The sequence below is a fragment of the Rhizobium sp. WSM4643 genome (genome assembly GCF_025152745.1).
GTDB lineage: Bacteria > Pseudomonadota > Alphaproteobacteria > Rhizobiales > Rhizobiaceae > Rhizobium > Rhizobium leguminosarum_I.
On record NZ_CP104040.1, the window covers coordinates 76,581 to 89,517 of the forward strand.

The window sequence follows — 12,937 nt, forward strand, 5'->3', positions numbered from 1 at the left end:
CGCGAGCGAAAACAAAAAGGCCAGGCAAATCGCCTGGCCTTGGATTGATAATGTGCTTCCGGCAGTGCCAGTACATCCGTGGTCAAAGGAAAGCAGATACCGAATTAAGCGTTCTGGAGATTGCAAGCGGACATCTTGCCCGACTTGTTGTCACGCTCGAGGTCGAAGCCGATCTTCTGGCCTTCGACGAGTTCGCGCATTCCGGCGCGCTCGACGGCGGAGATGTGAACGAAGGCGTCAGCGCCGCCGTTGTCAGGCTGAATGAAGCCGAAGCCTTTGGTGGAATTGAACCATTTAACTGTGCCGGTGGTCATGATGATGAACCCTTTCATAGCAAATTGAAGAACCGCAACGCCGAGGCGATGCGGATGGTGATAGCGATTTTTGAAAGGAAGTTCGTTCAGAGCGCGGTGCCAATCGCGCGATAACCAAGCCAGCAAGCAAAATTCGATGACCGCTATCTAGCTCATCAAAGCTGTGTCGTCAACCGTTAGTTTTTAGGCCCTGCTATGTTCAACTGCGGGATGCCGCGGCGACCTTTACACCAAATGACTTCGCGTCCGGGTGCTCAGGCCGTCTATTTCCAGCGGGCGATGCCGACGGTTTCGGCGATCGCCTGGCGCAATTCGTCCAGCCCATCGCCCTTTTCTGACGAGGTGGACAGCACGCCGGGATAAGCGGCCGGGCGCTTGCGGATCTTTTCCGCCGTTTCGGCAATGAGCTTCGGTACACCAGCCGCCTTGATCTTGTCGGTCTTGGTCAGCACGATCTGGTAGGAGACGGCTGCCTTGTCGAGCAGATCAAGCACGTCATCGTCGTTCTTCTTGATACCGTGGCGGCTGTCGATCAGCACATAGACGCGCTTCAGCGTTGCGCGGCCACGCAAGTAATCGAAGACGAGCTTGGTCCACTTGTCGACCTGTTCCTTCGGTGCTTGCGCATAACCATAGCCCGGCATGTCGACGATCGCTGTCGGCGGCAGGTCTTGGCCTTCGCCGGAATAACCGTCCGGAACGAAATAGTTCAGTTCCTGCGTACGCCCCGGCGTGTTCGAGGTGCGTGCTAGGCCCTTCTGGCCGACCAGCGCATTGATCAGCGACGACTTTCCGACATTCGAGCGACCGGCGAAGGCCACTTCCAGCGGCCCTTCCGGCGGCAGGAAATTCAGGGACGGTACGCCGCGGATGAAGATCCATGGGTGGCCGAAGAGCGGCTTTTCGATGTCGGACATGCAGGCTCGGCAATCTCTGGGTTGGGTCTTTTACCGGGCTTCATGGTTTTGCGGGCGGATGTCAAGCTTTTCAGGCGCCTGCGCGGCATGCCTTGTCTCCTTCGTCCGCCGCCCGGAAATGAAAAGCCCCGCCGGAGCGGGGCTCTGCAAGCATCATTTCGACTGCGCCGTTTTTCGTCGGAACAGACCCTTCAGATTGTCGAAGAGTTCGACCTTGACGCCGTGGCGCTTCATGATCACCGACTGCTGGATCACCGAGAGCGTGTTGTTCCAGGCCCAGTAGATGACGAGACCGGCCGGGAAACTTGCCAGCATGAACATGAACACCAGCGGCATCCAGGTGAAGATCATCGCCTGCGTCGGATCCGGCGGCGTCGGGTTCATGCGCATCTGCAGGAACATGGTGATGCCCATGATCAGCGGCCAGACGCCGAGATGCAGAATGGTCGGCGCTTCGAAGGGCAGCAGGCCGAACAGGTTGACGATCGTCGTGGGATCGGGCGCCGAAAGGTCCTTGATCCAGCCGAAGAAGGGCGCATGCCGCATTTCGATGGTGATGTAGATCACCTTGTAGAGCGAGAAAAAGATCGGGATCTGCAACGCCACCGGCCAGCAGCCGGCGATCGGATTGATCTTCTCTTCCTTGTAGAGCTGCATCGTCGCCTGCTGCAGCCCCATGCGGTCGTCGGCGAATTTTGCCTTCAACTCCTCCATCTTCGGCTGCATGCGCTTCATGTTCGCCATCGAAGCGTATTGCTTGCTGGCGAGCGGGAAGAACAGAGCCTTGACGACGATGGTCGTGCACAGGATCGCCACGCCGAAATTGCCGAAGTAGCGGAAGAAGAAGTCCATCAGCTTGAACATCGGCTTGGTGATGAAATAGAACCAGCCCCAGTCGATCAGCCGGTCGAACTTCGGAATCGAGTAGCTGGCCTCATAACCGTCGATAACGGGCACTTCCTTGGCGCCGGCGAAGACGAGGTTCTTGAGCTCGATCGATTGGCCCGGCGCAACGGTGAAGGCATCTTCCTTGTAGTCGGCCTGATAGCGCGGCTGACCGTCGGCAAAATGCGAGAAGCTTGCCTCATAGGGAGCACTCTGCGGTGGAATGATCGTCGCCGCCCAGTATTTGTCGGTGATGCCGAGCCAGCCGCCGGTGGATTTGGCCGGCTTGACGGCTTCCTTTTCGGCGGCGGTATATTTGGTTTCGACGAGGCCGTCATCGCCGATGACGCCGATGAAGCCTTCATGCAGCACGTAGACGGAGGGCGTCGTCGGCTTGTTGTAACGCGTGACACGGCCGTAGGAATTGAGCGAGGCAGGAGCCTGGCCGGCATTCGCGATCTTGTCGGCGACGGTGAACATGTAGCGTTCGTCGACGGAGATGGTGCGGGTGAACGTCAGGCCCTTGTCATTGGTATAGGAAAGCGTCACCGGCGTCTTTTCGGTGAGCTTGGCGCCCTCGGGCGCGGTCCAGAGCGTCGAGGGACCGGGAACGCTGCCCGTCGCGTCGCTGCCGATATAGCCGAGTTCGGTGAAATAGCCGTCCTTGGTTTCGGCCGGGCTGAACAGCGTGATGATCGGGCTCGAGTCGTCGACGGTCTCGTGGTAGCCCTTGAGCTTCAGGTCGTCGAGGCGGGCGCCGGCAAGGTTGATCGAGCCGGAGAGGGCAGCAGTGTCGATGACGACGCGCGGGGTCTTTGCCAGCGCCTGCTCGAGCGTCGCTGTTGCGGCCGCCTGGTTGGAAGGTGCCGCACCGCTCGGCTGGGCCGGCGTCTGGCCGCCCGCTGCCGGCTGCTGCACCTGCTCGGTCTGTTGCTGCGCCTTCTGGGCTTCCTGAGTCTTGCGCTGGGCCTCGATGCGCGGATTCATATAGAGAAACTGCCAGCCGAGGACGATCAGCACCGAGAGAGCGATCGCAATGAAGTAATTGCGGTTGTTTTCCATCATACGTTCCTGGGGCGTCCGTCTCCGGAGCGCCGGTGTTTCGGCCTGGTTTCCACGCGGGATTTCAGTTCCGCGGCCAATTCCTGGAAGGACGCGTCAAGCACGTCCCTGCGCGCGACAACCACATAGTCGTGTCCGGGCTGCATTGCAAACCCCGCATGAAGCCGCACCGCCTCTTTCAGGCGGCGGCGCATGCGGTTCCGTTCGACCGCGTTGCCATGTTTTTTGGTGACTGTAAAACCGACGCGTGCCTGGCTGTCGGGTTCCTTCCGGTCGAGGACTTCGAGAAGGAAGAGGCCGCCCCGGCGTTTTTCGCCCTCGCGCGCGGCAAGAAACTGCGGGCGGCTCTTCAGCCGCCCGACAGTGTGTTTCATCTCACTGGTCGTCAATTCGCCCGCCATCTCTTACCGGGCAACCCGGCCTTACGCCGACAGACGGTTGCGGCCCTGCGCGCGGCGGGCTGCGATGACCTTGCGGCCACCCTTCGTGGACATGCGCGCACGGAAACCGTGGCGACGCTTGCGAACAAGCTTGGATGGTTGGTAGGTACGCTTCATTTATTTTAAACACCGCGGAGTGCGGCCCTTCTTGAATTTGCATAATGCAAGGAGCGTTGTTTTTCGAACGGGCGGACCATGAAAGGCTTGAGTGACCGAACGTGCGCGGGCTTATAAGGACGAAGCCCGCAAAAGTCAATTATGCCGGATCATTTCACTCTGCACTGCCGCCTCCAAAGTAAGTTCGCACTTTGGTGTTAAGAAATTAGGCATGCTCCGAGTGGTTGTAGTTTTCCGCCGCGGCAGGTCGATTGCCCCTATTTTCAGGCGCTTACGCCTTCCGGCCGCATTCGGCATGGATCATTTCCGAAGCCACAATCGTAAATATTAGAAATCTAACTTTAATTAATTTCGCCGATATTCAATGCATCGACTGGGAATTTGCTTTCCAGGCAGTGGCGTAGCTAGGAGCATTGCATTGAAGATCCGGGGCAAAATTAATCTGCTGGTTTGCGTGATGGGCGCGGTCGCACTTCTGATCGGCGCAACGGCATTGTCCGCCATGCACGAATACAGTCGCAACCTGACGGCTTATGAGCAGGCCGCCGCCCGCGCCTATGCCGGCGAACGGCTCAACCGTTTCGTCACGGCTGTGGTCATGGAGGCGCGCGGCATCTATGCCGCCAAAACGATCAAGGACACGCCGAACTTCGCCAAGGGCCTGATGGCCGACCTCGACGAGATCGACAAGGTCATTTCGGGCTGGGCGCCGCTCGTTCCCGAGAGCGAGAAGGCCGATTTTGCCAAGCTTGTCGCCCGCGCCGCGGAATTCCGCACCTTCCGCACGGAAACGGCCCGCCTCGGCACGGAAGTCGGCCCGGAAGCCGCCGGCCAACAAGGCAACAATGATGCCAACCGCGCCAACCGCAAGGCGTTCCAGGCGGAAATCGATGCCGTCGTCGCCACCGACAAGGCAGCACTGGAAACCGTCAATGCCGAGATCGAGAGCTTCCGCTCCTGGGTGCTGATGCTCGTGCTCAGCATCACCGGCATCGGCATCGCGGTCGGCATCGGCATGGGCTTCTATATCGGCACCAGCCATCTCAGCCGCCCGATCAAGCGCGTTACCCATGCGATCAAGGAAGTCGCCGACGGCAACTTCGACGCCGAGGTTCCCTTCGCCGGCCGGCCGGACGAAATCGGCGAGATGGCCGCAGCGGTTGCGGTTTTCAAGGCAAACGGCCTCGCCGTCAAGCGCCTCAACGCCCAGGAGGCGGCGATGCGCGCCAAGAGCGACGACCTGCAGTCGAGCATGTCGGTCGTCGTGGCCGCGGCTGCTGCCGGCGACTTCGGCCACCGCATCAGCAAGGACTACGAGGACGACAACCTCAACCAGTTCGCCGGCAACATCAACACACTGCTGTCGAGCGTCGATGCCGGCATCGGCGAGACCCGCCGCGTCATCGCAAGCCTTGCCGAAGGCGACCTCACCCAGACGATGAGCGGCAACTTCCAGGGCGCCTTCGCCGAGCTGCAGCAGAACGTCAACAATACCTTCGTCACCCTGCAGGCGACGATGCGCGAAGTGCGCCAGACGACGGAGGCGATGAACGGCAACACCGCCGAGCTGCGCAACGCCAGCGACGACCTGTCGAAGCGCACCGAGCAGCAGGCAGCCGCCCTCGAACAGACCTCGGCAGCCCTCGACGAAATCACCGCCGTCGTCCAGAATTCCACCGAGCGGGCGCATGAAGCCACCATCATGGTGTCCGAAGCCAAGGAGAATGCCGGCCGCTCCGGCGTCGTTGTCGGCAATGCCGTCGAGGCGATGGGCCGCATCGAGCAGGCGTCGCGCGAAATCAGCCAGATCATCAACGTCATCGATGAGATCGCCTTCCAGACCAACCTCTTGGCGCTGAATGCCGGTGTCGAGGCGGCCCGCGCCGGCGAGGCCGGAAAGGGTTTTGCGGTGGTCGCCCAGGAAGTGCGCGAACTCGCCCAGCGCTCGGCAAAGGCCGCCAAGGACATCAAGGCGCTGATCACCAAATCGGGCAACGAGGTGCAGGTCGGCGTCAAGCTGGTGCAGGCGACCGGCGAGGCGCTGGCGGAAATCGGCACCCGCGTCATTGCCATCAACGACCATATCCATTCGATCGCGACGGCTGCGACCGAGCAGTCGACCGGCCTCAAGGAAGTCAATACCGCCGTCAATCAGATGGACCAGGTGACACAGCAGAATGCGGCGATGGTGGAAGAAACCTCCGCCGCCACCCACAGGCTTTCAGCCGAAGCCGGTGGACTGGTGCGCCTCATTGCCCGCTTCAAACTGTCGGATGATGCGCCGGCACCAGTGGCGCTAGTCCGCAACGAGCCGCAAAGGCCGGTTGCCTCGCCCGCCCGCCGCGCGATCGCCAAGGTCGCCCGCGCCTTCGGCGGTAATGCGGCCGCAGCCGAGCAGAGCTGGGAAGAGTTCTAAGCTTTACTGATCACGCGCCTTTTAACGCCGCCTCCGGGCGGCGTTAGTTTTTCTGCCCGATCGGCAAAGACCCCGCCCCAAACCCCTCCCCACAAGGGGGAGGGGCTTAACCTGTCGCGCTGGCGCTTCCCACTTCGTCGTTTCATCCGCGGAAAGGCTGACATTTGCTGCGCGGGCGCCGCAATTAGTCCCTCCCCCTTGTGGGGAGGGTTGGGGAGGGGCTTTCCTCCTCTCGGGCGGCATTTTCTTGTGACGAGGTGACGCTGCTCGCAAAGATTTGAAAGCGGAGCATCTTGGTCTAATATAGAGCTCAGCGGTAAGGACGGCTGAAATGCTGCCGATCGGGCGAGACGAGAATGCCGATAAGAGACCAGGGCGACAATCCTTCGGCGGAAAACCCGGCGGCCGGCGAGGCCGCAAGGGCGCGGTGCCCGTCTGCCGGCCTGTTCGGCGGTCTCTCCGGCAAGCTGCTCTGGCTCACCATCGTCTTCATCATGCTCGCCGAAATCCTGATCTTCTTTCCCTCGGTCGCCAGCATGCGGTTGCGCTGGCTGCAGGACAGGCTGAATACGGCCGCTGCCGCCGCCATCGTCATCGATGGGCTGCAGCCCGTCGAGTTGCCGCGCGCGCTGCAGAAGGAGACGCTGGAGGCGACCGGCACCAAGGCGATTGTGCTGCGCAAGGACGGCACCTCGCGGCTGTTGGCGACGACCGATATGCCGACCTCCGTCGACGAAGCCTACGATCTGACCGACGTGCCGGCGCTAACGGCGATACGCGATGCGCTCGACACGCTGGTCTTCGGCGGCAACAGGATGATCCGCGTCTATGGCCCCGTCGGCGACACCAACACCGGCGTCGAGGTGGTGATGAAGGACCGGCCGCTGCGCAGGGCGATGTTCGTCTATTCCCGCAATGTCCTGTTGTTGTCGGTGCTGATCTCGCTGTTCACGGCAACACTGATCTTCTTTGCGATCAACCGCATCCTCATCGGCCCGATCCGCCGGCTGACCGGCAGCATGCAGCAATTCTCCTCCGATCCGGACAACCCGGCCCATATCTATATCGGTGACGGCGGCCGCGACGAACTGGCGGTCGCCGGCCGCAACCTCACCTCGATGCAGATGGAGCTGCAGAAGACGCTGAAGCAGCAGAAGAACCTTGCCGCTCTCGGACTTGCCGTGTCCAAGATCAATCACGACATGCGCAATATCCTGGCCTCCGCGCAGCTGATGTCGGACCGGCTGGTCGATGTCGATGATCCGATGGTCAAGAGCTTCGCTCCGAAGCTGCTGCGCACCATCGACCGCGCCGTCGGTTATACCACCGAGGTGCTGTCCTACGGCAAGGCGAGCGAATCCGCGCCGCGCCGCCGTCATATCCTGCTTCTGGAGCTCACCCAGGAGGTCAAGGATATACTGGCGATCGATCCGCAGAGCGGCATCGAATTCGTCGAGCAGATCGGCGCCGATCTCAAGGTCGATGCCGATGGCGAACAGCTGTTTCGCGTCATCCACAATCTCTGCCGTAACGCGCTGCAGGCGCTCACCGCGCCGAGCGAGGGTGCGCCTGGCGCCTTGAAGCGCATCACCGTCGCCGCCCAGCGCGTCGGCAGCGTCGTCAGCATCACGGTCGATGATACCGGTCCCGGCATGCCGCTGAAAGCGCGCCAAAACCTCTTTGCCGCCTTCCGCGGCTCCGCCCGTTCCGGCGGCACCGGCCTCGGTCTCACCATCGCCCGCGAGCTGGTGCTCGCCCATGGCGGCACGATCGCCCTGGTGGAAAAACCGACGGTCGGGACGCAGTTCCGCATCGAGATCCCCGATCGTCCGGTTTCGCTGGAGGATTACCGCAGCCGGGCGCATATCGAGAAGTGACGTGATTTCCGAAGGCGCGGCTGCTGGCAGACAAAGACGCGATTTTTTCAGAAATGCTCTTGCATTGTCCCGAAGGACGTTTTAGAGGATCGCCACGCAAGCGGCACCGCCGCATTTTGCACGCACCCGTAGCTCAGCTGGATAGAGCACCAGACTACGAATCTGGGGGTCAGGAGTTCGAATCTCTTCGGGTGCGCCATTACTCTTTTGTTACGACAAATCTGCGTTAACGCCTCGAACGGCAAGGTCAAGCCCGTCGTCCAGCCGAACGTCAACTTGAATTAGCTTGGCAGGGGGTTGCAGGGTATGGCAGAATAAACCCATGAAAAATACCGTTGAGATTGCAGAAGACCTCAGCCGCAGGATCGATATGTTGGCCGAGCGTTCGACGTTGACGCGCGGGCAGATCATCGAGGATGCTCTGGCCCATGGCCGTTCTCTGGCTTGGCAGGAAAAGTGGATTGCGGGCGTTCAGGCCGGGATCGAGGACGCCGACACAGACGGATTTGCAACCGATGAGGAAATCGCGGCCGTTCTCAATAAATACAATCCGGCGTGACAAAACGTGCGCATCGTCTGGACGAGACGTTATCTTCGAGAACTTGCTGCTATAGGCGATTACATCGGGGAGCGTAATCCGCGCGTGGCTTCCCGTGTGGTGAATGACATTCACACAAAGACTGGCAAACTCCTGTCTGCAAATCCGTTTATTGGCCGTTTGGGTGAGATCAAAGGCACCCGCGAACTCGTCATTCCGCAAACGCCCTTCATCGTGGCTTACCGTGTTCGCGAAGAACATGTCGAAATCCTCTTTGTTCAACATGGCGCGCGCGAATGGCCGGATGACGTCTGATTTTTAAAGCGCCGTCCTAGCCCCGCACATAAAGGCGACGAAAAACACATGAGCAAAGCTCATATTGGCGATCTTTTCCTTTTTAGCTATGCAGGTGATCTCGTATTGAGCAGAAGCGATCCGCCTTCGCAGGTGGTACCGTTCGTGCGCGAAGGGGTCAAATACACTCTGCTTGTTCCGCAAAGGACAAGGCCTATCTTCACCCCTCGATTACAAAGACCGCCGCCGCGCAGTTAATCCCGCCGATAGCGGGCCTCGAAAATTTTCCTCCCTCTAGCGCAATACTTGCTGGAATAAATGAGCAGAACCAGCTCACCTTGTACTTCGATCACCCGGGCAATGCAGACATGTTTGGACGGCATTCGGTCGATACCTTTGCCATTGAGGTGATCGGCCTCGACAGTTCGGATGGCCGTACGGCGGTTGCTACCACAATGATGTCGGAGCTTTTCCGATGGTTGAGAGTGGCAACAGATCAATGGTGGGCTGGCCGCGCATCAATGATATCGGCACCCAATTCTCTAACCCGGTTGGATGCGTCGGCTCCAGGACGGATATCTGGAACCGTGACAAGTTCACCGGCCCGTGATCACTCCTCCACTCTCTCACGCATGCATATTAGGCCTGTCTCACCTCAGCGCATCTAGCTTCATTCCTTAATCGGGATTCCGGCTTCGATCGCAGCGTCGATGAAAGCCTGTCGCGCCTCTTCCCGGTTCCGTTTTCCCGCCATGACGTCGGCGCAAACCGCACAAGCCTTATCCAAGGCAGGACCCTCTTCGGTCGGCCAGTCTTCGACCAGCGCCCATGTCGCGGCCTGGGTCGTCTGGATCACCACCCACTGATCCGGCCCTTCAAGGGCGAGCGTTACCGGCTTCTTCCAAATGGTTTGCATGATCTCAGGACCTCCGCTGCGTGCTCTCTGCCGCTGCAGCCTGCACACATAGGGCGATTCATCCGGCGTGGCGAGGTGCAGCATGAACGAGATGCCTTTCTCGATCAGCGAGCTGCTGGGATGTGCTTTTCGAAAATAGTTTCGTGCCGCTGTTTCGCGCGCTTATGCTGCGCCTCTCAGAATTCCTGAACGAATTCACGTGCCAGCAAGGTTTTGCCGGGCAAGGTGTCTCCCTGGCGAGCAACGATTGAGACCTTTCCGGGTCCGGCCATACCGGGTTCTGGCTGCAGATCTCTGCCGGGAGCTCGCACGAATAGCCCTTGCTACCCCAAGTTTAGTCTCTCAGCTCCACTCTTCTCTTCCGTCTGGCCGTGCTGGTGAGTAGGATGAGCGGCATCGGGCGCGGAGACGGAGATATCGCAGCGCCGCTTCGAAGGCAGGAACGTCATGATCGCAGCCTATATCGATGAAATCATCATGTTTTGCGCCGGCCTGTGGATGACATCCGTCGGCTTTGGTTATCTGCCATATCCAGGCAAGCCGGCCAGCCGGCCGCCCCTGCTTCGCCACTTCAAGTGGATGGGTCCCATGCTGCTCGCGATCGCCATTATTCTGGCGGCCGCCTCCTAGAGCCGCGTGCCCATGCTGGGGTGAAGCAATGACCAATATCTTGGCCTGCCCCTCGTGATCTTGGCCTGCCCCTCGTGCGGATTGGACAAAACGGAATCGATCGTTCATCGCGGTTCCTACATTCTCCGCTGCGCCGCCTGCGGCGAAACGATTGTCGCCACACCATTGATGGCGATGCTGGATTCGGATCACCGGTGTTCGGCCTTTATCGATCCGGGTCCCGGTAAAAACCCTCCGCCAGAGGCGCTCGTCGCGCGTGGACCGTTCCGGCGATTGCAACGGCGATCAGCGATGCGGCGAGAGACGGAACTATGATACACCTGATCCCTGAAGCGAAGGGTTGAAGTCCCGCGTCGTTCACCCAAGGCCTCTGAACATTGAAGGGTTGTAGGGCGCCTTCCGGCTGCCGGGCCGCGGGCCTATTGGCTGATGAAGAGAATGGCTAGTGCCGCCGCTGCGATAATCGTTTTGCGCGAAGCTGCTCTAGGTTTTCAAGATTGAGATCGGGAGATCAAGGTTAAGCACTTCTCGTCGGCCGCTCCAGTCTCTCCCCCAAGGCAACGAAGCGAAAAACTATTGCGCGTCCGGATAGTCTCTCAAATAGTCTTCCCGTTCTTCCTTCCCGAACAGGGCTGAGTAATAGCCGCTGCAAACCAGATATGAGCACTCATCCGGGTTGCCCGTTTGCCATCCCGGCTGGCAGAGTACGACGTTGTGGAATTTGGCGTTGCAAAGTCCGTGGTTTGCTAAGAGCCGCGGATCGTTTCCGAAATAGGCGCTTATGGCTTTCTCGCGAGTCCATGCAGGCACGACTTTCCAATCAGCGTCGCCGCCCTCATCGGTCACGTTGGCGATCGCACAGAACGACCAGTTAGATATCACGATGGTCTGATCGCAGGAAAAAGCCTGAACGGCGCTTCCCAGCAAAATCGAAATCAATGCCAACAATCGCCTGATGCAAACGACCACGTTCTTCTCACCCATACCGCTTATTCGCATCGCGCTTCTACCCCCGAGATTCATTGCAGCGATCCTAGCAGAAGGGACTGGATAATAGAAGATCATAACTAAGAATATTTTCCTAGTTCATGGATCGTTCTTGCGCTAGGTTTGCCGCAGTTGCAACCACGGACTGTTAGATGTTGAGCAAATTTTTTCTCAGAGATGAGGTGATGGTGTGGACGAGCTTTGGCCGTGCGCTGCATGAACGGAGTTCCCGCAACAGGCTCGGGAAGGCGGGCGGATACCGACCGACAGCACGGGCCAGGGGCTGATGGCGGAATTCAACCCTCGCGACAAAAGCCGAACCAGTCAGGGAAAGACGCGGGCGATGGTGCGCAAGCATACCGCTCCCCCGAGCGCGGCAGATGACGGCAGTCTTCGCTGGCAATGGTTCACCATTCAGTTGCTGGAATCTGCGGCCTTCACGACATTGAGTGCGAACGCCTGCCGCGCCTTCTTCCGCATCGTCATCGAGCACGCGGCCCACGCCGCCTTGGAAAACGGCAAGCTGATCGTGACCCATCCTCAGTTCGTGTCCTACGGCGTGACCGGCGAATATGTGGCCGATGCGATCGATGAGCTCGAATATAAGGGGCTGATAAAAGTTCGCCGCGGCCGGGCAGGCAGCGGTGTTGCGCATCCCAACCGGTTCACGCTGACCTTTGTTGGTGACCATGAGGGTGCGCCACCGACCGATGAGTGGAAACGGTGCACGGTGGAAAGATGCCGGAAATGGTCCGAGACCGACCGCAAGCTTGCCGCCGACAAACGCGGTCGCGTCGGCAGGAAGAAAAAAACCTCACTTCGGAATCCCGAAATCCCCCCGCTTCGGGATTCCGAAATCCGCCGGGTTTCGTGACCTGTGCAGGTGAGGAAACGTTGAATGAATTCAATGCCCCAACCAATTTCGGGATTCCGAAGTGCTATATAGATCTTGGTGGGGTGTTCCTAACGAAGACATTTCGCCACGATCAGGAACTCCGTCTCCCAACCCCCGGTTCGAAATTGGCGGGCAAGCCGTCTGCCTAGTTTCGCGCAACCTTCCTGATGTATCCGCAGGTTTGGTGATTCAGAGGCGCTTCAGCCGGAGGAATGCATGACGGTGCGAATTTTTCGGGCTCTGGCTGCCCTGGCAATGATGACAACGCTTGCCGGCTGCGTCGACCATGCCAATGATCCCGTGCTCCTGGCGGTCGGCGTGCCGGTCAATCCGCCCGCTGTCGCGCACGGTCTTTGCATGACCGACGGCAACGCCATGTATGACGAGGCGAGGAAGCAGTATCAGCTGCGCGCCCAACTGACCGGATATGCCGGGGCCGATGAGCTGGAGGCCGAAACGATAGCGCGCGCCGCCGCCCATCGCCAATATGTCGCCTGCCTCTCCGGCCAAGGTTACCGGACATTATACGCGAATTGAGAACAGAGAATTCAAGTTTCCTCAGAAGCGCCGTTTAAGCCCTCTTCCTGATCGCGGCTTTTCACGATTTTGGCCGATTCAGTCACGCCGGATCGCCTGCAATCACGACTGT

The 12,937-nt window shown here is 59.6% G+C and carries 14 protein-coding genes, 1 tRNA gene and 1 pseudogene; 9 read left to right on the plus strand and 7 right to left on the minus strand.

Annotation, left to right across the window (positions count from 1 at the left end; all coding sequences use genetic code 11):
• Window positions 1-104 precede the first annotated feature (104 nt).
• From N1937_RS00400 to rpmH, 5 genes are all read right to left on the minus strand, one after another.
• The gene (locus tag N1937_RS00400) at window positions 105-314 is read right to left on the minus strand and encodes a cold-shock protein (RefSeq protein WP_003588915.1); all 210 of its coding nucleotides are present in this window, start codon (window positions 312-314) and stop codon (window positions 105-107) included.
• Window positions 315-577: 263 nt separating this feature from the next.
• A complete protein-coding gene (gene yihA, locus N1937_RS00405; protein ID WP_017966788.1) occupies window positions 578-1,231 on the minus strand; it encodes a ribosome biogenesis GTP-binding protein YihA/YsxC in 654 nt (217 codons plus the stop codon).
• A 153-nt stretch (window positions 1,232-1,384) separates the two neighbouring features.
• The gene (gene yidC / locus N1937_RS00410; protein WP_026154407.1) at window positions 1,385-3,178 is read right to left on the minus strand and encodes a membrane protein insertase YidC; all 1,794 of its coding nucleotides are present in this window, start codon (window positions 3,176-3,178) and stop codon (window positions 1,385-1,387) included.
• Window positions 3,178-3,579 carry a ribonuclease P protein component gene (gene rnpA, locus N1937_RS00415; RefSeq protein WP_017966790.1) on the minus strand — a complete coding sequence of 134 codons (402 nt, stop codon included), beginning with the start codon at window positions 3,577-3,579 and terminating at the stop codon, window positions 3,178-3,180. Before rnpA ends, yidC begins: the two co-directional genes overlap by 1 nt.
• A gap of 21 nt (window positions 3,580-3,600) precedes the next feature.
• Complete coding sequence (rpmH, locus tag N1937_RS00420; protein ID WP_003545006.1) at window positions 3,601-3,735, minus strand: 50S ribosomal protein L34; 135 nt, start codon at window positions 3,733-3,735, stop codon at window positions 3,601-3,603.
• A 418-nt stretch (window positions 3,736-4,153) separates the two neighbouring features.
• Between rpmH and N1937_RS00425 the strand changes: the two genes are divergently transcribed.
• The 5 genes from N1937_RS00425 (at window position 4,154) to N1937_RS00445 (ending at window position 8,881) form a co-directional block, all read left to right on the plus strand.
• The gene (locus N1937_RS00425; protein WP_170277347.1) at window positions 4,154-6,151 is read left to right on the plus strand and encodes a methyl-accepting chemotaxis protein; all 1,998 of its coding nucleotides are present in this window, start codon (window positions 4,154-4,156) and stop codon (window positions 6,149-6,151) included.
• A gap of 356 nt (window positions 6,152-6,507) precedes the next feature.
• On the plus strand, window positions 6,508-8,028 hold the full coding sequence (locus tag N1937_RS00430; protein WP_170260439.1) for an ATP-binding protein: 1,521 nt from the start codon (window positions 6,508-6,510) through the stop codon (window positions 8,026-8,028).
• A gap of 122 nt (window positions 8,029-8,150) precedes the next feature.
• Window positions 8,151-8,227: transfer RNA gene (locus N1937_RS00435), tRNA-Arg, on the plus strand.
• Between the two features lie 123 nt (window positions 8,228-8,350).
• A complete protein-coding gene (locus tag N1937_RS00440; protein WP_017966793.1) occupies window positions 8,351-8,587 on the plus strand; it encodes a CopG family ribbon-helix-helix protein in 237 nt (78 codons plus the stop codon).
• 6 nt (window positions 8,588-8,593) lie between these two features.
• Complete coding sequence (locus N1937_RS00445) at window positions 8,594-8,881, plus strand: type II toxin-antitoxin system RelE/ParE family toxin (protein ID WP_162119278.1); 288 nt, start codon at window positions 8,594-8,596, stop codon at window positions 8,879-8,881.
• A 649-nt stretch (window positions 8,882-9,530) separates the two neighbouring features.
• Here the strand turns inward: N1937_RS00445 and N1937_RS00450 are convergent.
• Entirely contained in the window at window positions 9,531-9,776 is a 246-nt protein-coding gene (locus N1937_RS00450) for a DUF982 domain-containing protein (RefSeq protein ID WP_064245140.1), read from the minus strand.
• A 447-nt stretch (window positions 9,777-10,223) separates the two neighbouring features.
• On the opposite strand from N1937_RS00450, the gene N1937_RS00455 reads away from it, so the two are divergent.
• On the plus strand, window positions 10,224-10,406 hold the full coding sequence (locus N1937_RS00455; RefSeq protein WP_170279306.1) for a hypothetical protein: 183 nt from the start codon (window positions 10,224-10,226) through the stop codon (window positions 10,404-10,406).
• Between the two features lie 54 nt (window positions 10,407-10,460).
• Window positions 10,461-10,750, plus strand: a pseudogene (locus N1937_RS00460) (hypothetical protein).
• A gap of 229 nt (window positions 10,751-10,979) precedes the next feature.
• On the opposite strand, the gene N1937_RS00465 reads toward N1937_RS00460, so the two are convergent.
• Window positions 10,980-11,471 carry a hypothetical protein gene (locus tag N1937_RS00465; RefSeq protein ID WP_162119282.1) on the minus strand — a complete coding sequence of 164 codons (492 nt, stop codon included), beginning with the start codon at window positions 11,469-11,471 and terminating at the stop codon, window positions 10,980-10,982.
• Window positions 11,472-11,679: 208 nt separating this feature from the next.
• Here N1937_RS00465 and N1937_RS00470 point away from each other — a divergent pair, with 208 nt between their 5' ends.
• A complete protein-coding gene (locus N1937_RS00470) occupies window positions 11,680-12,267 on the plus strand; it encodes a hypothetical protein (RefSeq protein ID WP_260057185.1) in 588 nt (195 codons plus the stop codon).
• Between the two features lie 237 nt (window positions 12,268-12,504).
• The gene (locus N1937_RS00475) at window positions 12,505-12,825 is read left to right on the plus strand and encodes a hypothetical protein (RefSeq protein WP_170279309.1); all 321 of its coding nucleotides are present in this window, start codon (window positions 12,505-12,507) and stop codon (window positions 12,823-12,825) included.
• The last annotated feature ends 112 nt before the right edge of the window (window positions 12,826-12,937 follow it).

Coding starts and splice junctions, on each gene's coding strand:
- N1937_RS00470 (WP_260057185.1), top strand. CDS start 11,680: ATGGCGGAATTCAACCCTCGCGACAAAAGCCGAACCAGTCAGGGAAAG.
- yidC (WP_026154407.1), bottom strand. CDS start 3,178: ATGGAAAACAACCGCAATTACTTCATTGCGATCGCTCTCTCGGTGCTG.
- N1937_RS00450 (WP_064245140.1), bottom strand. CDS start 9,776: ATGCAAACCATTTGGAAGAAGCCGGTAACGCTCGCCCTTGAAGGGCCG.
- rpmH (WP_003545006.1), bottom strand. CDS start 3,735: ATGAAGCGTACCTACCAACCATCCAAGCTTGTTCGCAAGCGTCGCCAC.
- yihA (WP_017966788.1), bottom strand. CDS start 1,231: ATGTCCGACATCGAAAAGCCGCTCTTCGGCCACCCATGGATCTTCATC.
- N1937_RS00440 (WP_017966793.1), top strand. CDS start 8,351: ATGAAAAATACCGTTGAGATTGCAGAAGACCTCAGCCGCAGGATCGAT.
- N1937_RS00465 (WP_162119282.1), bottom strand. CDS start 11,471: ATGATCTTCTATTATCCAGTCCCTTCTGCTAGGATCGCTGCAATGAAT.
- N1937_RS00400 (WP_003588915.1), bottom strand. CDS start 314: ATGACCACCGGCACAGTTAAATGGTTCAATTCCACCAAAGGCTTCGGC.
- N1937_RS00455 (WP_170279306.1), top strand. CDS start 10,224: ATGATCGCAGCCTATATCGATGAAATCATCATGTTTTGCGCCGGCCTG.
- rnpA (WP_017966790.1), bottom strand. CDS start 3,579: ATGGCGGGCGAATTGACGACCAGTGAGATGAAACACACTGTCGGGCGG.
- N1937_RS00430 (WP_170260439.1), top strand. CDS start 6,508: ATGCCGATAAGAGACCAGGGCGACAATCCTTCGGCGGAAAACCCGGCG.
- N1937_RS00475 (WP_170279309.1), top strand. CDS start 12,505: ATGACGGTGCGAATTTTTCGGGCTCTGGCTGCCCTGGCAATGATGACA.